Source organism: Pseudomonas sp. SF2 (assembly GCF_036858055.1).
Taxonomy (GTDB): domain Bacteria; phylum Pseudomonadota; class Gammaproteobacteria; order Pseudomonadales; family Pseudomonadaceae; genus Aquipseudomonas.
Genome location: NZ_JAMBDI010000014.1, coordinates 230,699 through 254,771 on the forward strand (window position 1 = coordinate 230,699; position 24,073 = coordinate 254,771).

Below are 24,073 nucleotides of genomic sequence, written 5' to 3' on the forward strand. Positions count from 1 at the left end.
CGTTTGCGATGGGTATAATGCGCGGCTTTCATCCAGCGCCGCCGGGCGACAGGCCCACAGGCGACCCCCGTATTCACAAATGTCAGGTGGTTTACATGGACAGCATCAACAGCCGTATCGCCGAGGAACTGGGCGTACGCCCCCAGCAGGTCGAGGCGGCCGTGGGCCTGTTGGACGAAGGCTCGACCGTGCCCTTCATCGCCCGCTACCGCAAGGAAGTGACCGGTAGCCTGGACGACACCCAGCTGCGCCATCTGGAAGAGCGCCTGCGCTACCTGCGCGAACTCGACGAGCGCCGCGCCAGCATCCTGGCCAGCATCGAGGAGCAGGGCAAGCTGACCCCGGAACTGGCCCGCGAGATCAAGCTGGCCGACACCAAGACCCGCCTCGAAGACCTGTACCTGCCGTACAAGCAGAAGCGCCGCACCAAGGGCCAGATCGCCCTGGAAGCCGGCCTCGGCGAACTGGCCGACGGCCTGTTCAACAACCCCGACCTGGCCCCGGAAAGCGAAGCTGCACGCTTCGTCAACGCCGACAAAGGCGTGGCCGACGTCAAGGCCGCGCTGGAAGGCGCCAAGTACATCCTCATGGAGCGCTTCGCCGAAGACGCCGCCCTGCTCGACAAGCTGCGCAGCTTCCTCAAGCAGGAAGCCGTGCTCAGCGCCCGCGTGGTGCCCGGCAAGGAAGAAGAAGGCGCCAAGTTCCGCGATTATTTCGCCCATGACGAACTGCTGCGCAATGCGCCCTCTCACCGTGCCCTGGCGATCTTCCGCGGGCGCAACGAGGGCGTGCTGAGCGCCTCGCTGAAAGTCGGCGAAGAACTGCCCGGCACCCTGCACCCGTGCGAGCTGATGATCGGCAACCACGTCGGTATCGAGAACCGCAACCGCCCGGCCGACAAGTGGCTCGGCGAAGTGGTGCGCTGGACCTGGAAGGTCAAGCTGTACACTCACCTGGAAACCGACCTGTTCGGCGAGCTGCGCGACAACGCCGAAGGCGAGGCGATCAACGTGTTCGCCCACAACCTGCACGACCTGCTGCTGGCCGCCCCGGCCGGCCCGCGCGCCACCCTGGGCTTCGACCCGGGCCTGCGCACCGGCTGCAAGATCGCCGTGGTAGATGCCACCGGCAAGCTGCTGGACCACACCACGGTCTACCCGCACGCGCCGAAGAACGACTGGGACCGCACCATTTCCATCATGGCCGCGCTGTGCGCCAAGCACTCGGTGGAGCTGATCGCCATCGGCAACGGCACCGCCAGCCGCGAAAGCGACAAGCTGGTGGCAGAGCTGGTTAAAAAGTACCCAGCTCTGAAGATCACCAAGGTCATGGTCTCCGAGGCCGGCGCTTCGGTGTATTCCGCATCGGAACTGGCTGCCCGCGAATTCCCGGACCTGGACGTGTCGATCCGTGGCGCCGTGTCGATTGCCCGCCGCCTGCAGGACCCGCTGGCCGAGCTGGTGAAGATCGACCCGAAATCCATCGGTGTCGGCCAATACCAGCACGACGTGTCCCAGCTGAAACTGGCACGCGGCCTGGACGCCGTGGTCGAGGACTGCGTGAACGCCGTGGGCGTGGATGTCAACACCGCCTCGGTGGCGCTGCTGACGCGCATCTCCGGCCTTAACGCCACCCTGGCGCAGAACATCGTCGCCCACCGCGATGCCAACGGCCCGTTCGCCACCCGTGCAGCGCTGAAAAAGGTCAGCCGCCTGGGCGAGAAAACCTTCGAACAGGCCGCCGGCTTCCTGCGCGTGATGAACGGCGACAACCCGCTGGACGCCTCCGCAGTGCACCCCGAGGCATACCCGCTGGTGCAGCGCATTGCCGCCGACACCGACCGCGACATTCGCTCGCTGATCGGCGACAGCAGTTTCCTCAAGCGCCTGGACCCGAAGAAATTCACCGACGAAACCTTCGGCCTGCCGACCGTCACCGACATCCTGCAGGAACTGGACAAGCCTGGCCGCGACCCACGCCCCGAGTTCAAGACCGCCACCTTCCAGGACGGCGTCGAAGACCTCAAGGACCTGGAGCCGGGCATGATCCTCGAAGGCGTGGTGACCAACGTCACCAACTTCGGCGCCTTCGTCGACATCGGCGTGCACCAGGACGGCCTGGTGCACATCTCGGCGCTGTCGGAGAAGTTCGTCAAGGACCCGCGTGAAGCGGTCAAGGCCGGCGACGTGGTCAAGGTCAAGGTCATGGAAGTGGACATCCCGCGCAAGCGCGTGGGCCTGTCCATGCGCATGAGTGACACCCCGGGCGAGAAGGTCGACGGCAACCGCGGTAGTAACCGTGGCAATGGCGGCAACCGCCAACAGCAGGCGCCGCGCCAGCGCGAAACCACCACTGCGGCCCCGGCCAACAACGCCATGGCCGCCCTGTTCGCCAACGCCAAGCAGCTGAAGAAGAAGTGATGGACGTTCCACGCGAATACGTCGAAAGCGCCTTCAGCCAGCTCCTCGGCTGCCGCCTGCAACGCCTGGAAACAGGTGTTGCCGAGGTAGCCCTGGCGCTCGAGCCACACTTGCGCAACCGTGGCCAGAAGCTGCATGGCGGGGCGATCTTCAGCCTGGTGGACATCGCCATGGGCCTGGCCTGCTCGGCCAGCCATGGCTTTGACCAGCAAAGCGTCACCATCGAGTGCAAGATCAACTACATGCGCGCCGTCAGTGACGGCGAGGTGCTGTGCACCGCCCGTGTGCTGCATGCCGGGCGGCGCACCCTGGTAGTCGACGCCGACGTAGTCCAGGGCGACAAGCTGGTGGCGAAAGCGCAAGGAACCTTCGCGGTTCTCTAGCTCACCAAGCAGTATCTGCGGTATTTTCAGCAGTGCGCTGGCACTGCTGGATCCGCGTTAACCAGGCGACAACGCCAGTTCCTTTCTTCCTACCCTTGTAGACCGTTATCTCTACCCCCATATTGGGGCGACTGACGCGTGAAGGAATACATCTTGAGCGACCTCCTCAACCGCCGCCTGAGCCTGCTCGGCGCCAATCTCCCCCTGCTCAAGCAGTGCCTGCACGGTATTGAGCGCGAATGCCTGCGCGTGACCGACGAAGGTCGCCTGGCCCAGACCCCGCATCCGCAAGCCTTGGGATCGGCGCTGACCAACGAGCAGATCACCACCGATTATTCCGAGTCGCTGCTGGAGTTCATCACCCCGGCCCTGCCCGACCCGGCCAAGGTGCTGGAAAGCCTCGAAGAGACCCACCGTTTCGTCTACAGCAAGCTGGGCGACGAATACCTGTGGAGCCCGTCGATGCCCTGCACGCTGCCGGCCGAGGAGGACATCCCGATCGCCGAGTACGGCAGCTCGAACATCGGCAAGCTCAAGCACGTCTACCGCAAGGGCCTGGCCCTGCGCTACGGCCGCACCATGCAGTGCATCGCCGGTATCCATTACAACTTCTCGCTGCCCGAAGCACTGTGGCCACTGCTGCGCGCTGCCGAAGGCGGCAGCGAGAGCGACCGCGACTACCAGTCGTCGGCCTATATCGCGCTGATCCGCAATTTCCGCCGTTACAGCTGGTTGCTGATGTACCTGTTCGGCGCCTCGCCAGCCCTGGACAAAGGCTTCCTGCGTGGCCGCCCGCACCAGCTCGAAGAGCTGGACGCCGAAACCCTGTACCTGCCCTACGCCACCAGCCTGCGCATGAGCGACCTGGGCTACCAGAGCAATGCCCAGGCTGGCCTGACGCCGTGCTACAACAACCTGGCCAGCTACACCGACAGCCTGCGCAAGGCGGTGGGTACGCCCTATCCGCCCTACGTTGAAGTCGGCACGCACGTGGACGGCGAGTGGGTACAGCTGAACACCAACATCCTGCAGATCGAAAACGAGTACTACTCGAACATCCGCCCCAAGCGCGTCACCTACACCGGCGAGCGGCCGATCCAGGCCCTGACCTCGCGCGGCGTGCAGTATGTGGAAGTGCGATGCCTGGACATCAACCCGTTCCTGCCGGTAGGCATCGACCTGACCGAGGCCCGCTTCCTCGACGCGTTCCTGCTGTTCTGCGCGCTGGAAGACAGCCCGCAACTGGACAACGGCGAATGCGGCCAGTGCACCAACAACTTCCTGACCGTGGTCAAGGAAGGCCGTCGCCCGGGCCTGGAACTGCGCCGCAATGGCCAGCCGATCGGCCTTAAGGACTGGGCCAGCGAGCTGATCGAGCGCATCCGGCCACTGGCCGAGCTGCTGGACCAGGCGCAAGGCGGTGCAGAACACGGCAAGGCCCTGGATGCCCAGCAGGCCAAGGTCGACGACGCCTCGCTGACCCCATCGGCCCAGGTGCTGGCACGCATGACCGAGCATGACGAAAGCTTCGTCAAGTTCGCCCTGCGCCAGAGCCGTATTCACGCTGAAACCTTCCGCGAGCAGCCACTGCCCGCCGAACGTCAGCAAGCCTTCGAAACCCTGGCCCGCGAATCACTGGCCGAACAGTCCCGCCTGGAGCAGCAGGAAGTCGGCGACTTCGACCTGTTCGTCGGCGCCTACCAGGCCAGCATCCTGGCGATCAGCAACTGATGACCCGCACTGCCACCCCGCGCAAACCGCGCGCCAGCAGCCAGGCCAGGATCGAGGCGATCCTGGCGGCTGCACGCGAGTTGCTGGCCGAACTGGGGGTGGCGGGCCTGTCGATCTACAGCGTGGCCGAGCGCGCGCAGATTCCACCGTCTTCGGTGTACCACTTCTTCGCCAGCGTGCCGGCGCTGCTGGAGGCGTTGACGGCCGATGTGCACCGGGCCTTCCGTGAAGCGCTGAGCGCGCCGATCGACAGCAATGCGTTCAACACCTGGCACGAACTGTCACGGCTGATCGAGCAGCGCATGCTGGATATCTACAACGAGGATGCCGCAGCGCGGCAGCTGATCCTGGCCCAGCATGGCCTGAGCGAAGTGGTGCAGGCCGATCGGCAGCACGACATGGAGCTGGGCGACTTGATGCACAAGTTGTTTGACCAGCACTTTCATCTGCCGGTAGTGCCGGTGGATGTGGATGTGTTTGCCCTGGCCATGGAATTGAGCGACCGGGTGTATGCGCGGTCGGTGCAGCTGCATGAGGCGATCACTCCGCGCATGGCCGAGGAAGGCAAGCGGGTGTTCGAGGCGTACCTGGGGTTGTATCTACCGCCGTTTCTGGCCAAGCGTTCCGGCTGAGATCATTGGGGCCGCTGTGCGGCCCTTCGCGGGCGTGCCCGCGAAGGGCTGCAAAACAGCCCCATGGCCCACACCCATCACAGCTTGGCAATGGACACTTCAGTCGATTTCACGAAAGCAATCACTTCACTCCCCACCTGCAGCTCCAGCTCACGTACGGAGCGGGTAGTGATGACCGAAGTGACGATGCCCGAGGCAGTCTGCACGTCGATTTCCGACAGTACCGGGCCTTCGAGGATTTCCTTCACGGTGCCTTTGAACTGGTTGCGAACGTTGATGGCTTTGATGGTCATGATTTGATTCCTTCTCTATGGCTTCAGTTTGGTGAGTGAGTCATTCAGTGCGCCCAACGCAACTGCGTGGGCAAAGGGGCTACAGGATCCGGCTCGGGCGCAGCGCCCGGGGCCGACAGAACACGGTTGAGCACTTCGCTTTCCAGCGCGGCCAGGCGGTGCGAACCGCGCGCCCGGGGCCGTGCCAGGTCGACAGTGAGGTCGAGCCCGACCTCGCCGTCCTCGATCAGAATCACCCGGTCAGCCACGGCGACTGCCTCGCTGACATCGTGGGTAACCAGCAACACGGTGAAGCCGTGCTGACGCCACAGGCGTTCGATCAGTTGCTGCATCTCGATACGGGTCAATGCATCCAGCGCCCCGAGCGGCTCGTCCAGCAGCAAAAGGCGCGGCTGGTGGATCAGCGCCCGGGCCAAGGCGACGCGCTGCTTCTGGCCACCCGAGAGTGCCGCCGGCCATTCATTGGCGCGGTCGGCCAGGCCAACCGATTCCAACGCTTCCAGCGCACGCGGGCGCCAGTCGCCAGACAGGCCCAGGCCAACGTTGTCGATCACTTTCTTCCACGGCAGCAGGCGCGCGTCCTGGAACATCAGGCGGGTCTCTTCGCGGGCCTGTTCCAGCGGTGCAGCTCCGGCCAGCAACTGGCCTGCAGTGGGCTGGTCGAGACCAGCCAGCAGGCGCAGCAAGGTGCTCTTGCCGCAGCCACTGCGGCCGACGATGGCGACAAACTGGCCGGCCGGAATGTGCAGCTCGATGCCCTTGAGCACTTCGCGCTGGCCAAAGGTCTTGCGCAGGCCGCTGGACGCCAGCGGGATGCCACGCAGCAGGCGTGGCGGCTGTTCCTTGAGCACGGTCATGCGCCCTCCTTCCTGGCCACTTGATAGGCCGGGTGCCAGCGCAGCCACACACGCTCCAGGCCGCGGGCGGCGAGGTCGGCAAGCTTGCCGAGCACGGCATACAGGACGATGGCCAGCACCACCACGTCGGTCTGCAGGAATTCACGAGCGTTCATTGCCAGGTAACCAATGCCGGCGTTGGCCGAGATGGTTTCGGCAACGATCAGGGTCAGCCACATGAAACCCAGGGCAAAACGCACGCCGACCAGGATCGAAGGCAGTGCCCCGGGCAGGATCACCTGACGGAACAGCCCGAAGCCGGACAGGCCGTAGCTGCGCGCCATTTCCACCAGCGCCGGGTCGACATTGCGGATGCCGTGGTAGGTGTTCAGGTAGATCGGGAACAGCGTGCCCAGCGCGACCAGGAAGATCTTTGCCGACTCGTCGATACCGAACCACAGGATCACCAGCGGGATCAGCGCCAGGTGTGGCACGTTACGGATCATCTGCACCGAGCTGTCGAGCAGGCGTTCACCCCAGTTCGACAGGCCGGTGATGAAGCCCAGCACCAGGCCGATGCTGCCGCCGATGACAAAGCCCAGCCCGGCACGCCAGCCACTGATGGCCAGGTGGGTCCAGATCTCGCCACTGCGCACCAGCTCCACGCCGGCGCTGACCACGGCGCTGGGCGCCGGCAGGATGCGCGTCGACAGCCAACCGGCGCTGACCGCCAGCTGCCAGGCGGCCAGCAGCAGTACCGGCAGCGCCCATGGCGCCAGGCGCTGGCCAAGGTTGTTGGAAGTTGCACGACTCATGGCCTGGCCCTCAGCTCTGCGCGACGGACTTGGGCAGGATGTCGTTGGCCACCATTTCGCCAAACGGGCTCACATACCCGCCGGTCTTGGCTTGCTCCGGGCGTTGCACATCCAGGTGCGGGAACAGCAGCTCGGCCACCCGGTACGACTCTTCAAGGTGCGGGTAACCGGAGAAGATGAAGGTATCGATGCCCAGCTCGGCGTATTCCTTGACCCGTGCTGCCACGGTCGGGCCATCGCCGACCAGTGCGGTGCCGGCACCGCCACGTACCAGGCCGACACCGGCCCACAGGTTGGGGCTGACTTCCAGCTTGTCACGGTTGCCGTTGTGCAGGGCGGCCATGCGTTGCTGGCCGACCGAGTCGAAGCGCGCGAGCGAGGCCTGGGCGCGAGCGATGGTGTCGTCGTCCAGATGCGAGATCAGCTTGTCGGCAGCGGCCCAGGCCTCTTCGTTGGTTTCCCGCACGATCACGTGCAGGCGGATGCCGAAGCGCACTTCGCGGCCCTGGGCAGCGGCTTTCTCACGCACCTGGGCGATTTTTTCGGCGACCGCGCTCGGCGGCTCGCCCCAGGTCAGGTACAGCTCGACCTGCTCGGCGGCAAGGTCCTGTGCGGCTTCGGAGGAACCGCCGAAATACAGTGGCGGGCGTGGTTGCTGGATCGGCGGGTAGAGCAGTTTGGCACCCTTCACCTGGATGTGCTTGCCGTCGTAGTCGACCACCTCGCCTTCCAGCACCTTGCGCCAGATACGGGTGAACTCCACAGAGGCTTCATAACGTTCCTGATGGTTCAGGTGCAGGCCGTCACCGGCCAACTCGTCCGGGTCGCCACCGGTCACCAGGTTGAACAGCGCACGGCCGTTGGACAGGCGATCAAGGGTTGCCGCCTGGCGTGCCGCCACGGTCGGCGAAATGATCCCGGGGCGCAGGGCGACCAGGAACTTCAGGCGCTGGGTCACCGGGATCAGCGATGCCGCGACCAGCCAGGAGTCCTCGCAGGAACGCCCGGTAGGGATCAGCACACCACCAAAGCCGAGCCGGTCGGCTGCCTGGGCGATCTGCTGCAGGTAGCCGTGGTCGACGGCGCGGGCGCCCTCGGAAGTGCCCAGGTACTTGCCGTCACCATGGGTAGGGAGGAACCAGAAAATGTTAAGGCTCATTGGAGTTGTCTCCTCAAGGGGGGCTCAGCCAGGGCGGCGCCCTGGCGTAGGCAAATCAATCAAGGCGCACTGGCGACCTTGGCCGGGGGTGTCCAGATCACGTCCTTGATGCCCAGCGGCTTGGGAATCAGCTTCAGCGCCTGGAACGTGTCGGCAATCTTCTGCTGCGCGGCCACCACGTCGGCGGTGAGCGGCGCGGCACCGTAGCCCTGGCGCTTGACCGAGGTCAGGGTGATGTCGGTGGGCAGGCCGAGCAGCGGCGCGACCTGGTCGGTTACTTCCTGCGGGTTGGCCCGGGACCATTCACCCACGGCGCGCACTTCTTCGATCAGGGTGTTGATCACCGCCGGGTGCTGGGTCGCGTAGTTGCGGGTGGCCAGGTAGAACTGATGGTTGTCGACCAGGCCCTTGCCGTCGCGCAGGGTATGAGCCTGCAGCTGTTTCTCGGCGGCAGCCTGGTACGGGTCCCAGATCACCCAGGCATCCACGCTGCCACGCTCGAAGGCCGCGCGGGCATCGGCCGGGGGCAGGTACACCGGCTGGATGTCGCTGTATTTCAGGCCTGCGTCTTCCAGGGCGCGAACCAGCAGGTAGTGAACGTTGGAGCCTTTGTTGAGGGCGACTTTCTTGCCCTTGAGGTCTTTGACCGACTGGATCGGCGAGCCCTTTGGCACCAGGATCGCCTCGCTGTGCGGCGCTGGCGGTTCGTAGGCGACGTACAGCAGGTCGGCACCGGCGGCCTGGGCGAACACCGGTGGGGTTTCGCCAGTGACACCAAAATCGATGGAGCCGACGTTCAGCCCTTCAAGCAGCTGCGGGCCGCCGGGGAACTCAGTCCATTGCACCTGCACGCCCTGCTCGGCCAGGCGCTTTTCCAGCGTGCCTTTGGCCTTGAGCAGCACCAGGGTGCCGTATTTCTGGTAACCGATACGCAGGCTCTCGGCCTGGGCTTGGGTGATGGCGCCGAAGGACACAGCCGCCGCAAACAGGGCGACCAGACCGCGACGCAAGAAGACTGTGCGCATGGCGCTCTCCTGTGCGAGTGGGTTCGGGTTGCACCTGCTTGCCTCGTTGTCGGGCGAGTAAGGTGGTGAAGCGGGTTGAGCCGGTCAGATGCTCCAGCGAGCGCTGATCAGACGTTCGTTCAATACGCCGGGGGCCACGGGGCGCGGCCGGCGGGCCAAGGCAACGTGGAAGGTTTCCAGCGCGTCGTGCAGGCGTTCTTCCAGCGCTGCTACCAGCTGCGCGGGCCTGGTGCCTTCTGCGTAGGCGACCTGGCTGTCGTCGGCGAAGATCCCTTGCAGGGTCTCCTGCGCCTTGAGTGCCGACAGCACGGGCTTCAGTGCGTAATCCACCGCCAGCATGTGGGCGATGCTGCCGCCGGTGGCGATCGGCAACACGATCTTGTGTGCCAGGGCGCGTTCGGGCAGCAGGTCGAGCAAGGTTTTCAGGGCCCCGGCGAACGAGGCCTTGTACACCGGCGTGGCGACGATCAGGCCATCGGCCTGGGCCACCAGCTGCTGGAAGTGCTGCACCTGCGGGCTGTCGAAACGGGCATGCAGCAGGTCTTCGGCGGGAAAGTCACGTACCTGGAACGTCACCACCTCGACGCCACGGTCCTGCAGCCACTGGCGCGAACGCTCCAGCAGCACGCCGGAGCGTGAACGGGTACTGGGGCTACCACCGATTGAGACGACCAGCATTGCAGCGCTTCCTTGTGTTTTGTTGGAGGTGACATTAACAGCCGACACATATATCTAGAAATCATATTTTTTCATTTGTTTATTCCAATTTAATCAATCTCCCGTGCCGGCCCTTTCGCGGGTGAACCCGCTCCCACAGGGACCGCGCAAGGCCTGAGACTGCGCTATCGCTGTGGGAGCGGGTTTACCCGCGAAGAGGGCCATGCGGGTTTCAGCAGGCATAAAAAAGGGCCGTCGAAACGGCCCGAATATCCCTGCTTGGCTAAGAGCAATGCAACGAGGAATCCTTTAACGATTAGGCTGCGGGGTCAGCCGCAGATAGGGTTTGACCGCCCGGTAACCTTTGGGGAAGCGCTGCCTGATCTCTTCCTCGTCCTTCAGCGAGGGCACGATCACCACGTCGTCACCGTCCTGCCAGTTACCTGGCGTGGCGACCTTGTGGTTGTCGGTCAACTGCAGCGAGTCGATCACCCGCAGGATTTCGTTGAAGTTGCGCCCGGTACTGGCCGGGTAGGTGATGGTCAGGCGCACCTTCTTGTTCGGGTCGATGACAAACAGCGAGCGCACGGTCAGGGTGTCGCTGGCGTTCGGGTGGATCAGGTCGTACAGGTCGGACACCTTGCGGTCGGCGTCGGCAATGATCGGGAAGTTGACCACGGTGTTCTGGGTTTCGTTGATGTCATCGATCCAGCGGTGGTGCGAATCGACCGGGTCCACCGACAGGGCGATGGCCTTGACCCCGCGTTTGGCGAAATCGTCCTTGAGCTTGGCGGTCAGCCCCAGCTCGGTGGTGCACACCGGGGTGAAGTCGGCCGGATGGGAGAACAACACCCCCCAGCTGTTGCCCAGCCACTCGTGGAAGCGGATTTTGCCTTCGCTGGAATCCTGTTCGAAATCGGGGGCGATATCGCCGAGTTTAAGGCTCATGGGCTGCGGCTCCTGTGCTGGGTTCTGTACTGCGTGGGTTCAATGTGCCTGCATTCGATTAAAAATAAAAAGAATAAATACTGATTTATTTATAACCATTGGTCATACTAAATCGCAGGTACAAAAAAGCCTCGCACTAGGCGAGGCTCTTTTGGTAACGCTGGAACTTACATGAAGGCGTAAGTGTAGTTCACGATGAAGCGTGCCTGATCCTGGTCAGAGCTGCTCTCGCCGCTACCACGGTAGACGCCTTGACGCAGGCTGAAGCCCAGGCCTTTGAAGGTGCCTTGCTGAATGGTGTAGTCGACGCGTGCGTCACGTTCCCACTCGTTGTAGGTGCCGTTGCCCGACTTGTTGCGGATATCGTCACCACGCAGGTAGGCCAGCGATGCCTTCAGGCCTGGAACGCCCAGAGCCGCGAAGTCGTAGGAGTACTGACCGAAGGTGGTGTTCTCGCCAGCACGGGCGAACTGGTTGATCATGCTGTCGGTGAACAGGTAGAAGCTGGAACCACCAGCACCTTCCGAAGTACCGCTGTCGTTGACCAGGCTGCCCTGGTTCAGCCATACGAAGCCACCGTCGTCGCCAACCTGCTGGTGACCGAGCATCAGCGCGTGGCCACCCAGGGTATAGGTGAACATGGCGGACCAGGTTTTGTTGTCGATTTCGCCGGTGTTCTTGGCGTAACCACCGTTGTTGTTGAAGTTGTAGGTGCTGTCGTTGCCGTTTTTGCCGTCGCTGCTGCTATCGAAGTAGCGCAGGTCGGTCTTGAACGACTGGTCGTCAGCAATCTTGAAGACGTGGGTAGCACCCAGGAAGTGCTGCTTGTAGAAGTCTTCCAGGTTCGAGTAGTAGTACTGCAGGGTCAGGTCTGGAGTGAGCTTGTAGTCCAGGCCGCCGTAGCGGAACTTGTTGCTTTCAGCGGTAGCGCCCGCTACGGACAGGCCGGTACGGTTGCTCGAGGCACGGCCCATGGCGTGGGTCAGCTGACCGGCGTTGATGGTCAGGTTGTCGATTTCCTTCGAGGTGATGGTGCCACCCTCGAAGGTCTGCGGCAGCAGACGACCATCGTTGGAGACCAGGATCGGCAGGTTCGGCGCGAGCGCGCTACCGAAGTGCGCTTCGGTCTTCGAGAAGCGAGCCTTGGCGTTGGCACCGAAACGAGCCCACTGGGCTGCGGAGCCTTTGCCGTCATCCGGGAAGAAACCACCCTTGTGGTAACCCTCGCCACCATCCAGGTGAATACCCCACAGCGCTTGGGCATCAACACCAAAGCCAACGGTACCTTCAGTGAAGCCGGAGAGGTAGTCGAGCTTGAAGCCCTGGCCGGATTCACGCTGATCTGGACGTTCTGCGCCAGGTTTTGCGTGGTCTTCACGGTTGTCGTTGTTGAAGTACATGGTGCGCGAGCTGAGCGACAGTTTGCTGTCTTCAACGAAACCGGCAGCGCCTGCTTGTTGGGCGAGAACCCCCAGTGCCACGGCCAGGGCCAGGCTGGACTTGTACATATTTTGCTCCTCTACGTTCTAATTCTTGTGTATCTCTGGCGGTGGGATCTGCTGCCCCGCTCACCGTGGATTGGCGATTTAGTCCCAAAGCGTGACCGTTAAGTCAATCGTTTCTAAACGTTTCGCGACTTTGGTCTAAGACGCCACCTGCGCTACAGGATAATGACAATCCTATAAATCCAAAATGACCGTTTTATGAATTGGTAAGATTTTTACGGAATATGTTAGGAACTGTTACTGCCATTCGTTAGCAGCAGCTCGCCTCTAATAACCATTGGTTATTTGCAAACGTTTGCTCATAACCTAATTCCGTATCGTTCTATAGGGACGAAAAAGCCTAGCAGCCGTCTGTGATTTCGCCATTGCGCAAGATCACCTACGTTGCAACCTTTGTGCGGTCGATGTGGGAGCGCATAAAGGCGGCACCGTTAAAGCAATTGGCTCCTAAGCTAATGCAAAAAAGTTATTTATTTTACTTTTCTTAGATCATTTAGCCTTCTCGCCATCCATCACATCGATTGCCTGACGAGAGGTTCACCATGATCCCGCACGCTCCGCTGCGCCTGTTCGCCGCCCTGACCCTCGCCAGCGCCAGCTGGTTGGCCCAGGCTGCCGACCTGACCGTGGCTTACCAGACCACTGTCGACCCGGCCAAGGTGGCACAGGTCGATGGCGACTACGAAAAAGCCAGCAAGGCCAGCATCGACTGGCGCAAATTCGACAACGGCGCCGACGTGATCACTGCCGTAGCCAGCGGCGATGTGCAGATCGGCTACCTGGGCTCCAGCCCGCTGGCCGCCGCCGCTACCCGCAAGCTGCCAGTCGAGACCTTCCTGATCGCCACGCAGATTGGCGCCGGTGAAGCCCTGGTTGCCCGCGACAGTATCAAGACGCCGCAAGACCTGGTCGGCAAGAAAGTCGCCGTGCCGTTCGTCTCCACCGGCCACTACAGCCTGCTGGCCGCGCTGAAAAGCTGGAACATCGACCCGGCCAAGGTGCAGATCCTCAACCTGGCGCCGCCGGCGATCATTGCCGCCTGGAAGCGCGGCGACATCGACGCCACCTATGTCTGGGACCCGGCCCTGGGCGTGGCCAAGGAAAACGGCAAGGTGCTGATCACCTCCGGCGAGCTGGCCAAGAAAGGCGCACCGACCTTCGACGCCTGGATCGTGCGCAAGGACTTCGCCGCCAAGCACCCCGACGTGGTCAAGGCCTTTGCCAAGGTCACCCTCGATGCCTACGCCGACTACCGCAAGAACCCGCAAGCCTGGCTGGCCAACCCCGACAACGTGAGCAAGCTGGCCAAACTGTCGGGCGCCAAGCCTGCCGACATCCCGGTGCTGCTGCAGGGCAACGTCTACCCGCTGGCCGCCGACCAGGCCAACGCACTGGGCGCACCGACCACCCAGGCGCTGACCGACACGGCCACCTTCCTCAAGCAGCAAGGCAAGGTCGACGCGGTGCTGCCGGACTACTCGCCGTACGTCAGCGCCCAGTACCTCCCCAACTAAGCCTGTAGAAACCGACCGGAGCCTGCCATGGCCTTGCTCGAACTGGAGCGCATCAGCGCACAGTACCCCGGTGCCGAAACCCCGGTACTGGCCGATATCAACCTGAGCCTGGGGCCGCGCCAACTGCTGGTGGCCCTGGGGCCTTCCGGCAGCGGCAAGACCTCGCTGCTCAACCTGATCGCTGGCTTCGTCGCCCCCAGCGGCGGGCGCATCACTTTGGACGGCGTACCCGTGCAGGGCCCCGGCGCCGAGCGCGGCGTGGTGTTTCAGGACGATGCGCTGCTGCCTTGGCAGAACGTGCTGGGCAACGTCGCCTTTGGCCTGGAACTGGCCGGTGTGCCACGCGCCGAGCGTGAAGCCAAGGCCCGCGAAATGCTGGCCCTGGTCGACCTCGACGGGTTTGGCGAGCGGCGTATATGGCAATTGTCCGGTGGCCAGAAACAGCGTGTGGGCCTGGCCCGGGCGCTGGCAGCCGACCCACGGGTGCTGCTGATGGACGAGCCGTTTGGCGCACTCGATGCCTTCACCCGCGAGCAGATGCAGGAGTTGTTGCTGCAGGTGTGGCAGCGCACCGCCAAGCCGGTGTTCCTGATTACCCACGACATCGAAGAAGCCGTGTTCCTCGCCAGCGAGCTGGTGCTGCTGGCGCCCAACCCGGGGCGCGTGGTGGAGCGCCTGCAACTGGACTTCGGCCAACGCTATGCAGCCGGCGAATCGGCGCGGGCGATCAAATCCGACCCCGCCTTCATCGAAACCCGCGAGCATGTACTGGCGCGGGTGTTCTCTCAACGTCAAAGCCTGCAGGAGCGCGCATGAGCAGCCTGGACCTGCCGGTCACCGGCAAACGCAACGCCCATCACCGACCAGCCGCCAAGCTGCGCCGCCCCCTGCCCACTCGCTGGATCAGCACCCTGACCCTGGCCAGCCTGCTGTTGGCCTGGTGGCTGGTGACCGCGGCCGGCTGGATCGAACCACTGTTCCTGCCCTCGCCCGCCGATATCCTGAGCAAGGCCGGGACCCTGCTGACCCAGGGCTACATGGATGCCAGCCTGTGGCAGCACCTGGGTGCCAGCCTGGGACGCATCGGCGTAGCCCTGCTGGCCGCCACCCTCACCGCCATCCCGGTGGGCATCGCCATCGGCTACAACCGCGTGGCCCGCGGCATTCTCGACCCGCTGATCGAGTTTTACCGGCCGATCCCACCGCTGGCCTACTTGCCGCTGATCGTCATCTGGTGCGGCATCGGCGAGCTGTCGAAGGTGCTGCTGATCTACCTGGCGATCTTCGCCCCCATCGCCATTGCCACTGCCACCGGCGTGCGCACGGTCGACCCGGCCAAGCTGCGTGCCGCGCAGTCGCTGGGCGCGACCAAGGCCCAGCTGATCCGCCACGTGATCCTGCCCAGCGCCCTGCCCGACATCCTCACCGGCATCCGCATTGGCCTGGGGGTCGGCTGGTCGACCCTGGTGGCCGCCGAGCTGATCGCCGCCACCAGCGGCCTGGGCTTCATGGTGCAGTCGGCGGCGCAGTTCCTGGTTACCGATGTGGTGGTGCTGGGCATTCTGCTGATCGCCCTGATCGCCTTCGCCCTGGAAATGAGCCTGCGTGCCCTGCAACGCAAACTGGTGCCTTGGCACGGGCAGAGCCACTGAATCCTGTTGACCACGCCAGCAGCCTGGCGCCTGATTGAAGAGACCGACATGAGCCTGACCATCACCCCCCTCAGCCCGGCGCTCGGCGCCCAGATCAGCGGCGTGGACATCAGCCGCGATATCACCGCCGAAGAACGTGACGCCATCGAGCAGGCGCTGCTGCAGCACCAGGTGCTGTTCTTCCGCGACCAGCCGATCAACCCGCAGCAGCAGGCGCGTTTTGCCGCCCGCTTCGGCGACCTGCACATCCACCCGATCTACCCCAATGTGCCGGAAACCCCGCAGGTGCTGATCCTCGACACAGCGGTTACCGACGTGCGCGACAACGCCGTATGGCACACCGACGTGACCTTCCTGCCGACCCCGGCCCTGGGCGCGGTGCTCAGCGCCAAGCAGTTGCCGGCCTATGGTGGCGACACCCTGTGGGCCAGCGGCATCGCTGCCTTCGAAGCCTTGTCGGCGCCGCTGCGCGAGATGCTCGACGGGCTGACCGCCACCCATGACTTCACCAAGTCGTTCCCGCTGGAGCGCTTTGGCACCACGCCGGAAGACCTGGCGCGCTGGGAAGCCACCCGGCGCAACAACCCGCCACTGTCGCACCCGGTGGTGCGTACGCATCCGGTGAGCGGGCGCAAGGCGTTGTTCGTCAATGAGGGGTTTACCACGCGCATCAATGAGCTGAGCGAGCTGGAAAGCGAGGCGCTGCTGAAACTGCTGTTCGCCCATGCGACGCGGCCGGAATTCAGTATTCGCTGGCGGTGGCAGGAGAATGACGTGGCCTTCTGGGACAACCGCGTGACCCAGCATTTTGCCGTGGATGACTACCGGCCGAACCGGCGGGTGATGCATCGGGCGACCATCCTCGGGGATGCGCCCTTCTGATAGAGATGCATCAGCAGTGCCGGCCTCTTCGCGGGTAAACCCGCTCCCACAGGTACCGCACCGGTATTGAAGCCAGTGTTATACCTGTGGGAGCGGGTTTACCCGCGAAGAGGCCGGTACAGGTTACTATCTGACCAGATGCAGGAACTGCATGTGCCTTTCGTACTGGTCGAGGATGTCGTTGATGATCTGCTCCTTGCTGTAGCCCACCAGGTCATAGTTCTGGCTGCCTTCGCTCAGGTGCACCTCCGCCCGGTAGTAACGGCGGTTCTTCAACTCCTGCGTACCCAGCCCACCCAGGGCGAACGATGGTGTGAAGTAACCACGCATCTGTACCTGGTAAATGAACGGCTGTTCCTCGCCATGGCCAATCTTCAGGCTGACGTTGTCGTGGCTCGGGTCGTCCTGGGTAATCAGCACCAACCCCTTCTGCTCGAACACCTCACGCACATCGGCAATCGCCGGGCGTACCACGTCGTCCATGAAGCGGTACACCTCATCACGCGACGGGAAGTGCACCGCCTGGCTCAGGCGCTGGCGCCAGCCACCACGGCCGCGGCGTGACTGGGCGAACGGGGCCAGCGAATGCATCTGCGCGATCTGCCGTTGCGACTCCAGGTAGAACGCCTTGTGCAGCCCCCACATCATGCACAGCAAGATCAGCGAGAATGGCAACGAGGTCAGCACCACCGCCGACTTCAGCGAATCGATGCTGCCGGCGAACAACAACGCACTGGTGATCAACGCCGTCATCGCGCCCCAGAAGATGCGCAGCCAGTTCGGCCCGTCCTCGTCGGTGTCACCACCCTTGGCCGACAAGGTCGACAGCACCACGGTGCCCGAGTCGGCCGAGGTGACGAAGAACACGAAACTGATGAACACCGTCACGGCGATCACCGTCTTGCTCCAGGGGTAGGTCTCCAGCAGCAGGTACAGGCTCATCGACGGGTTATCCAGCGCCGACTGGCCCAGCGCGGTCATGCCGTGGTTGATGACCTGGTCCAGGGCGCTGTTGCCGAAGATCGACATCCACGCCAAGGTGAAGCCCAGCGGAATCAACAGCACGCCAAAGACGAACTCGCGGATGGTGCGGCCACGGGAAATGCGGGCGATGAACAGGCCCACGAACGGCGCCCAGGCAATCCACCAGGCCCAGTAGAACACCGTCCAGCCGCCCAGCCAGTCGCGGTTCTCGCCGTAGGCATAGACGTCGAAGCTCTTGCGCGGCAAGGCCCCCAGGTAGTCGCCGAGATTCTGGATCAGCGTGTTGAACAGGTGCTGGGTAGGCCCGGCGAACAACACGAACAGCAACAGCGCGCAGGCCAGGAACAGGTTGATGTCGCTCATCACCCGCACGCCCTTCTCCACCCCGGCGACGGCCACGGCCACCGCCGCGCCCATCATCAGGGTGATGAGCAGTACCTGCACCCACTGGCTGTGGTCGATGCCGAACAGGTAGTCGAGGCCGGCGTTCAGGTGCAGCACGCCAAAGCCCATGTCGGCACCCAGGCCGAACACCGTGGCGATGATGCCGAAGCCGTCCACCGCATAACCGATCGGCCCGTTGATGCGCTTGCCGATCAGCGGGTACAACGCCGAACGCAAGGCCAGCGGCAGGTTGTGCCGGTAGGCGAAGTAGGCCAGCGCCATGCCGACGAAGGCGAACACGCCCCAGCCATGCAGGCCCCAGTGCAGGAACAGGATCTGCATCGCCTGGCGCCCGGCCTCGGCCGTGCCCGCTTCGCCCTGGGGCGGCTGCAGCATGTGGGTCAAGGGTTCGGAAACGCAGAAGAAGAACAAGGTGATGCTGATGCCGGCGGCGAACAGCATGCCGGCCCACGACAGGTAGCTGAACTCGGGCTCGTCGTGGTCGGCACCGAGCTTGATCTTGCCGTAGCCGGACAAGGCGGTGACCACCACGAAGACCAGGTACAGCGTCATCGCCAGCATGTAGTACCAGCCGACCGTGTTGGCCGCCCAGTTCTGCGCCGCCAGCAACCAGTCGCCTGCAGCTTGCGGATAGGAAATGACCACCAGGCCGAAGATGAGGATGAAACTTGCCGCGAAATAGAACACCGGGGGGTTCATGCGGATCTTGCCGTTGGCAAGTGAAGAGGTCGATGCACTCATTGGGGGTGCACCTCGTCGAATGACGTAAGGTTCGGAATGAACGGGTTCAGCAAAGGAATCCTCCTGTTGAACACCGGCAGCGGACCAGCGTTTTTCATTGAACAAGCGTTCAAGTTAAACATGGATCGGATTTCAATGCGAATTGGGGCGCTGATTGGTGCCCTCCTGTTCTGGCCCTTTCGCGGGTAAACCCGCTCCCACAGATACTGCACAAGATTCAAAATCTGTGGGGTTCCTGTGGGAGCGGGCAAGCCCGCGAAGAGGCCAGTACAGGCTAAAGAGATGCTAGATCAGTTCTTGTCCTGGCAATCCAGCTGCAGGTTGGCCTGGGTAATGTTGCTCTCGGCCGGCACACTGCGGGTCAGCCACACATTGCCGCCAATGGTCGAGCCTTTGCCGATGGTAATCCGCCCCAGCACCGTAGCCCCGGCATAGATCACCACATCGTCCTCGACGATCGGGTGGCGTGGCAGGCCCTTGTGCAGCGTGCCCGACTCATCGCTGGGGAAGCGCTTGGCGCCCAGGGTCACCGCCTGGTAGATGCGTACACGTTCGCCGATGATCGCGGTTTCGCCGATCACCACGCCGGTGCCGTGGTCGATGAAGAAGCTCGGGCCGATCTGCGCTCCGGGGTGAATGTCGATCCCCGTGGCCGAATGCGCCAGCTCCGAGCTGATCCGCGCCAGCAACGGCAGGCCGGCCTGGTACAGGTGGTGCGCCAGGCGGTGGTGGATGATCGCCAGTATGCCCGGGTAGCACAGCAGCACTTCATCGACGCTGCGCGCCGCCGGGTCGCCGTGGTAGGCGGCCAGCACGTCGGTGTCGAGCAGCACGCGCAGGCCCGGCAGGGCGGCGGCGAAGCCCTGCACCAGGCTCAGCGCATGGGCATCGACGCCGGCCAGGTCGCCCTTGCTTTGCCGCGCGGCGTAGCGCAGCTCCAGGCGGGCCTGGGCCAGCAAGGCAGTCAGCGCGGCATCCAAGGTATGGCCAACGTAGAAGTCTTCGCTTTCTTCGCGCAGGTCGACCGGGCCAAGGCGCATGGGAAACAGCGCGCCGCACAGTTGTTCCAGAATCTGCCGCATCGCCTCGCGCGAAGGCAGCTCACGCCCGCCCTGCTCGCCAATGCTGCGGCCATTGCGGGTACGCCATTGTTCACGGGCACCGCGCAGGCCGGTGACGATGCTCTGCAACTGCCAGTGCCCGGATGAAGGTTGTTCGCTCACGGTTTTCTCCTGCCTGAAGAGGCCAACTGTTTTTATCGGCAGGTCAGGCCTCTTCGCGGGTAAACCCGCTCCCACAGGTACACCACAAGGCTCAAGATATGTGTAGTCCCTGTGGGGGCGGGTTCACCCGCGCAAGGGCCGGGCCTGCTTACATGTAATCCACTCTACGGCAAATCCGTCTCTTGGAAAAAACAACGCTTTATTCCATCCTGCGCTAAGTCAGGCATAAGCCGCGATGACGGAGCAGGCAACCTCGCCTACCCTCAAAGCAGCCAGCAACTGGCAAAAACCAAAAAGGAAATAACAAAATAATTTTTTAGTATTTCCTGGCCTAAGCAGCCAACTCTATATTCGCCACCCACTACTTCCACAACAAGCGCGGGGCTCTGTCATGTCGAAATTCGCCAAACCGCTACTCAACGCCAGCCTGGCACTCCTGCTGGGTGCCGGCCTGCTCAGCCAGGCCTTCGCCGGCGAGCAATTGAAGACCATCCAGGAAAAAGGCGTGATCAACGTCGGCCTCGAAGGCACCTACCCACCGTTCAGCTTCCAGGACGAAAACGGCAAGCTGACCGGCTTCGAAGTGGAGCTTTCCGAACTGCTGGCCAAAGAGCTGGGGGTAAAGGCCAAGGTACAGCCGACCAAGTGGGACGGCATCCTCGCCGCACTGGAATCCAAGCGCCTGGACGTGGTGATCAACCAGGTGACCATTTCCGAAGAGCGCAAGAAGAAGTACGACTTCTCCGAGCCTTACACCATCTCCGGCATCCAGGCGCTGATCCTGAAGAAGAAGGCCGAGCAGCTGAACATCCACAAGGCCGCCGACCTGGCCGGCAAAAAGGTCGGCGTAGGCCTGGGCACCAACTACGAGCAATGGGTCAAGCAGGACGTGCCGCAAGCCGATGTGCGCACCTATGAAGACGACCCGAGCAAGTTCGCCGACCTGCGCAACGGCCGCATCGACGCCATCCTGATCGACCGCCTTGCTGCGCTGGAATACGCACAGAAAGCCAAGGACACCGAACTGGCCGGCGATGCCTTCTCGCGCCTGGAAAGCGGCGTAGCCCTGCGCAAGGGCGAGCCGGAACTGCTGGCAGCGATCAACAAGGCGCTGGACAAGCTCAAGGCTGACGGCACGCTGGCCAAGCTGTCCGAGAAATACTTCGGTGCCGATGTCACCAAATGATCGCTGAAAGCCTGCAACTCGTTGTCGACTCCACGCCCTTCCTGCTGAAGGGCGCGGGTTATACAGTGCTGCTCAGTGTTGGCGGCATGTTCTTCGGCCTGCTGCTGGGCTTTGCCCTGGCGCTGATGCGTTTGTCGAAGATTCTGCCGCTGAACTGGCTGGCGCGGGTCTACGTGTCGTTCTTCCGCGGCACGCCGCTGCTGGTGCAGCTGTTCGTCATCTACTTCGGCATGCCGCAGATCGGTATCGAGCTCGACCCGATCCCGGCCTCGCTGATCGGCCTGTCGCTGAACATGGCCGCCTATATCTGCGAGATCCTGCGCGCGGCGATTTCCTCGATCGACCGCGGCCAGTGGGAAGCCGCCGCCAGTATCGGCATGACCCGCGTCCAGGCCATGCGCCGGGCGATCCTGCCCCAGGCCTTGCGCACCGCCCTGCCGCCGTTGGGCAACAGCTTCATCTCGCTGGTCAAGGACACCGCCCTGGCGGCGACCATCCAGGTGCCCGAGCTGTTCCGCCAGGCCCAGCTGATTACCGCGCGCACCTTCGAAGTGTTCACCATGTACGTGGCGGTGGCGGTCATCTACTGGGTGCTGTGCAGCATCCTCGCGCACTTCCAGAACCGCATGGAAGCGCGCGTCAACCAGCATGACCAGGAGCATTGAGCATGATTGAAGTCAAAGGCCTGACCAAGCGGTTCAAGGGCCAGACCGTGCTCGACGGTATCGACCTGACCGTGCAGCCCGGCGAAGTGGTGGCCATCATCGGCCCCAGTGGCTCGGGCAAGACTACCTTCCTGCGTTGCCTCAACCTGCTGGAAACACCCGATGCCGGGCAGATCCAGATTGGCGACATCAGCATCGACGCCAACCGCCCGCTGGGTGGCCAGCAAAGTGCGATCCGCCGTTTGCGCCAACAGGCCGGGTTCGTGTTCCAGAACTTCAACCTGTTCCCTCACCGCACCGCTCTGGAAAACGTGATCGAGGGACCAGTGATCGTCAAGAAGACGCCCCGCGAGCAGGCCATCGAACTGGGCCGGCGCCTGCTGGCCAAGGTCGGCCTGGCAGGCAAGGAAGACGCCTACCCGCGGCGCCTGTCCGGTGGCCAGCAGCAACGGGTGGCTATCGCCCGCGCCCTGGCCATGGAGCCGGAGGTGATCCTGTTCGACGAGCCGACCTCGGCGCTGGACCCCGAACTGGTGGGTGAAGTGCTGGCGACCATCCGCGGCCTGGCCGAGGAGAAGCGCACCATGATCATCGTCACCCACGAGATGAGCTTTGCCCGGGATGTGGCGAACCGGGTGATCTTCTTCGACAAGGGCGTGATCGTGGAACAGGGCGAGGCCAAGGCGCTGTTTGCAGCGCCAAAGGAAGAGCGTACCCGGCAGTTCCTGCGCAAGTTCCTGGGGACTGCTGCCTCCGAGTAAACCTGTTGCGGCCTCCTCGCGGGCACGCCCGCTCCCACAGGTGGGGCACCGATTTCAAGATCTGTGCTGTACCTGTGGGAGCGGGCGTGCCCGCGAAGAGGCCGGCACATCCAGAGCAAATACCTCCTTCTATACATATTCCAAAGAGTTAGTTCATAAACTTTTTATAAAGCATTAGGGTATATATACCGGACCACCGGACCAGCACACATCTGCCGCGATCAGCTGTAGCGGCATTACTTTTTTGTGAGGTCAGGAATGGTCAGGATCACAATCACCCCAGTGCGTAACGCCAGGGCATTGAGTGCAGCCAAGGAGCGGTACTGATGTCCAGCCAAGCCAATACCCAGTTCCACAGCGATCTCGACAGCTCGCCCCTGCTGCTGCCGGCCAAGGTACTGCGCAACGACGCCGAAGCCCTGCAAGCGGCCCGCGAACTGGCTGAGGTCGCCCGCGAGCAGGCAGCCCGCCGCGACCAGCAACGCAAGCTGCCATGGGCCGAAATCGAACTGTTCACCCGCAGCGGCCTGGGCAGCATCAGCGTACCGAAGGCCCACGGTGGCCCCGATGTGTCGTTCGAGACCGTGACCGAAGTGTTCCGCCTGATCAGCGCCGCCGACCCGGCCCTGGGGCAAATCCCGCAGAACCAGTTCGGCATGCTGCAACTGCTGCGCCTGACCGCCACCGAGGCACAGCAGGCGGTAATCTTCCGCAGCGTGCTCGACGGCTGGCGCATCGGCAATGCCGGCCCCGAGCGCGGCACCAAGGACACCCTGACTCTCAAGGCCAGGATCACCCGCGTCGGTGACAGCTATCGCATCAGCGGTGAGAAGTTCTATTCCACCGGTGCCCTGTTCGCCCACTGGGTGGCGGTCAAGGCACTGGACGACGAAGGCCGCCAGCGCCTGGCGTTCGTACGCCGGGGCAGCCCGGGGCTGCGCATCGTCGATGACTGGTCGGGGTTCGGCCAGCGCACCACTGCCAGCGGCACCGTACTGCTCGACCAGGTACCGGTGGATGCCGACCTGGTGATCGACAACTGGCGCCAGCGCGACACTCCCAACATCCAGGGCGCGGCCTCGCAGCTGATCCAGGCGGCGATCGATGCCGGCATTGCCGAAGCGGCGATCGAAGATGCCATCAGTTTCGTGCGCGAAAAGGCCCGGCCATGGATCGAGGCCAAGGTCGACCGCGCCAGCGACGACCCCTATGTAATCGCCGACATTGGCCGCCTGAAGCTCGAGCTGCACGCCGCCGAAGCGCTGCTGCGCAAGGCCGCGCGGGTCCTCGACGAGGTCAATGCCGCGCCGATCGATGCAGCAAGCGCGGCGCGGGCCTCGATCGCGGTGGCCGAGGCCAAGGTGCTGACTACCGAGATTGCCCTGCAAGCCAGCGAGAAGTTGTTCGAGCTGGCCGGCAGCCGCGCCACCCTCGCCGAGTTCAACCTCGACCGCCACTGGCGCAATGCCCGGGTGCACACCCTGCATGACCCGGTGCGCTGGAAGTACCACGCGGTCGGCGCTTACCACCTTAACGGCACCTTGCCAGCGCGGCATTCCTGGATCTGACTTGCTGCCTTTGGGGCTGCTGCGCAGCCCTTCGCGGGCTCGCCCGCTCCCACAGGATAACCACCGCCTGAACAGGCATCACTTTACC

General features: G+C 63.4%; 22 protein-coding genes. 12 read left to right on the plus strand and 10 right to left on the minus strand.

All coding sequences use genetic code 11. The features are described 5' to 3' along the window. The first annotated feature begins 95 nt into the window (after nt 1–95). The 4 genes from M2S36_RS10555 (at nt 96) to M2S36_RS10570 (ending at nt 5,166) form a co-directional block, all read left to right on the plus strand. On the plus strand, nt 96–2,420 hold the full coding sequence (locus M2S36_RS10555) for a Tex family protein (protein ID WP_207833124.1): 2,325 nt from the start codon (nt 96–98) through the stop codon (nt 2,418–2,420). Then, nucleotides 2,420–2,803: a PaaI family thioesterase gene (locus M2S36_RS10560; RefSeq protein ID WP_003257433.1), complete on the plus strand. Its 384-nt coding sequence runs from the start codon at nt 2,420–2,422 to the stop codon at nt 2,801–2,803. Before M2S36_RS10555 ends, M2S36_RS10560 begins: the two co-directional genes overlap by 1 nt. Nucleotides 2,804–2,956: 153 nt before the next feature. After that, nucleotides 2,957–4,534 (plus strand): glutamate--cysteine ligase, encoded by a 1,578-nt coding sequence (gshA, locus tag M2S36_RS10565; protein WP_233688058.1) that lies wholly within the window; start codon nt 2,957–2,959, stop codon nt 4,532–4,534. Next, entirely contained in the window at nt 4,534–5,166 is a 633-nt protein-coding gene (locus tag M2S36_RS10570; RefSeq protein WP_207833122.1) for a TetR/AcrR family transcriptional regulator, read from the plus strand. The genes gshA and M2S36_RS10570 overlap by 1 nt, the downstream gene beginning before the upstream one ends. 77 nt (nt 5,167–5,243) lie before the next feature. Here M2S36_RS10570 and M2S36_RS10575 read toward each other — a convergent pair whose 3' ends face one another. From M2S36_RS10575 to M2S36_RS10610, 8 genes are all read right to left on the minus strand, one after another. Next, entirely contained in the window at nt 5,244–5,459 is a 216-nt protein-coding gene (locus tag M2S36_RS10575; protein WP_003255829.1) for a TOBE domain-containing protein, read from the minus strand. A 44-nt stretch (nt 5,460–5,503) separates the two neighbouring features. Next, nucleotides 5,504–6,316, minus strand: a complete 813-nt coding sequence (gene ssuB, locus M2S36_RS10580) for an aliphatic sulfonates ABC transporter ATP-binding protein (RefSeq protein WP_013970450.1) — start codon at nt 6,314–6,316, stop codon at nt 5,504–5,506. Next, on the minus strand, nt 6,313–7,110 hold the full coding sequence (gene ssuC / locus M2S36_RS10585; RefSeq protein ID WP_207833120.1) for an aliphatic sulfonate ABC transporter permease SsuC: 798 nt from the start codon (nt 7,108–7,110) through the stop codon (nt 6,313–6,315). The genes ssuB and ssuC overlap by 4 nt, the downstream gene beginning before the upstream one ends. Before the next feature lie 10 nt (nt 7,111–7,120). Further along, nucleotides 7,121–8,269 carry an FMNH2-dependent alkanesulfonate monooxygenase gene (ssuD, locus tag M2S36_RS10590; protein ID WP_063914454.1) on the minus strand — a complete coding sequence of 383 codons (1,149 nt, stop codon included), beginning with the start codon at nt 8,267–8,269 and terminating at the stop codon, nt 7,121–7,123. A gap of 59 nt (nt 8,270–8,328) precedes the next feature. Further along, entirely contained in the window at nt 8,329–9,294 is a 966-nt protein-coding gene (locus tag M2S36_RS10595; RefSeq protein WP_333957145.1) for a sulfonate ABC transporter substrate-binding protein, read from the minus strand. An 84-nt stretch (nt 9,295–9,378) separates the two neighbouring features. Beyond that, complete coding sequence (ssuE, locus tag M2S36_RS10600; protein WP_207833118.1) at nt 9,379–9,972, minus strand: NADPH-dependent FMN reductase; 594 nt, start codon at nt 9,970–9,972, stop codon at nt 9,379–9,381. 288 nt (nt 9,973–10,260) lie between these two features. Next, entirely contained in the window at nt 10,261–10,899 is a 639-nt protein-coding gene (locus tag M2S36_RS10605; RefSeq protein ID WP_015268594.1) for a peroxiredoxin, read from the minus strand. Nucleotides 10,900–11,066: 167 nt separating this feature from the next. Further along, complete coding sequence (locus tag M2S36_RS10610; protein ID WP_063914451.1) at nt 11,067–12,407, minus strand: OprD family porin; 1,341 nt, start codon at nt 12,405–12,407, stop codon at nt 11,067–11,069. Nucleotides 12,408–12,946: 539 nt separating this feature from the next. Here M2S36_RS10610 and tauA point away from each other — a divergent pair. The 4 genes from tauA to tauD are packed head-to-tail and all read left to right on the plus strand — an operon-like array spanning nt 12,947 to nt 16,452. Further along, nucleotides 12,947–13,918: a taurine ABC transporter substrate-binding protein gene (gene tauA / locus M2S36_RS10615; protein ID WP_063914450.1), complete on the plus strand. Its 972-nt coding sequence runs from the start codon at nt 12,947–12,949 to the stop codon at nt 13,916–13,918. Between the two features lie 27 nt (nt 13,919–13,945). Then, nucleotides 13,946–14,734 (plus strand): taurine ABC transporter ATP-binding subunit, encoded by a 789-nt coding sequence (tauB, locus tag M2S36_RS10620; RefSeq protein ID WP_023660883.1) that lies wholly within the window; start codon nt 13,946–13,948, stop codon nt 14,732–14,734. Next, nucleotides 14,731–15,570: a taurine ABC transporter permease TauC gene (gene tauC / locus M2S36_RS10625; protein WP_233688056.1), complete on the plus strand. Its 840-nt coding sequence runs from the start codon at nt 14,731–14,733 to the stop codon at nt 15,568–15,570. The genes tauB and tauC overlap by 4 nt, the downstream gene beginning before the upstream one ends. A gap of 48 nt (nt 15,571–15,618) precedes the next feature. Further along, nucleotides 15,619–16,452 carry a taurine dioxygenase gene (gene tauD / locus M2S36_RS10630; protein WP_207833112.1) on the plus strand — a complete coding sequence of 278 codons (834 nt, stop codon included), beginning with the start codon at nt 15,619–15,621 and terminating at the stop codon, nt 16,450–16,452. A gap of 126 nt (nt 16,453–16,578) precedes the next feature. Here the strand turns inward: tauD and betT are convergent, their stop codons facing one another. Both betT and epsC read right to left on the minus strand, forming a co-directional pair. Continuing rightward, a complete protein-coding gene (gene betT / locus M2S36_RS10635; protein WP_207833172.1) occupies nt 16,579–18,540 on the minus strand; it encodes a choline transporter BetT in 1,962 nt (653 codons plus the stop codon). A 332-nt stretch (nt 18,541–18,872) separates the two neighbouring features. Next, nucleotides 18,873–19,805: a serine O-acetyltransferase EpsC gene (epsC, locus tag M2S36_RS10640; RefSeq protein WP_207833108.1), complete on the minus strand. Its 933-nt coding sequence runs from the start codon at nt 19,803–19,805 to the stop codon at nt 18,873–18,875. A 391-nt stretch (nt 19,806–20,196) separates the two neighbouring features. Between epsC and tcyJ the strand changes: the two genes are divergently transcribed. The 4 genes from tcyJ (at nt 20,197) to M2S36_RS10660 (ending at nt 23,985) form a co-directional block, all read left to right on the plus strand. Further along, a complete protein-coding gene (gene tcyJ / locus M2S36_RS10645) occupies nt 20,197–20,991 on the plus strand; it encodes a cystine ABC transporter substrate-binding protein (protein WP_063914446.1) in 795 nt (264 codons plus the stop codon). Then, on the plus strand, nt 20,988–21,656 hold the full coding sequence (gene tcyL, locus M2S36_RS10650) for a cystine ABC transporter permease (RefSeq protein ID WP_063914445.1): 669 nt from the start codon (nt 20,988–20,990) through the stop codon (nt 21,654–21,656). The genes tcyJ and tcyL overlap by 4 nt, the downstream gene beginning before the upstream one ends. 2 nt (nt 21,657–21,658) lie before the next feature. Then, nucleotides 21,659–22,417 (plus strand): L-cystine ABC transporter ATP-binding protein TcyN, encoded by a 759-nt coding sequence (gene tcyN / locus M2S36_RS10655; RefSeq protein WP_063914444.1) that lies wholly within the window; start codon nt 21,659–21,661, stop codon nt 22,415–22,417. A 326-nt stretch (nt 22,418–22,743) separates the two neighbouring features. Continuing rightward, complete coding sequence (locus tag M2S36_RS10660) at nt 22,744–23,985, plus strand: SfnB family sulfur acquisition oxidoreductase (protein ID WP_333957147.1); 1,242 nt, start codon at nt 22,744–22,746, stop codon at nt 23,983–23,985. Nucleotides 23,986–24,073: the final 88 nt, after the last annotated feature.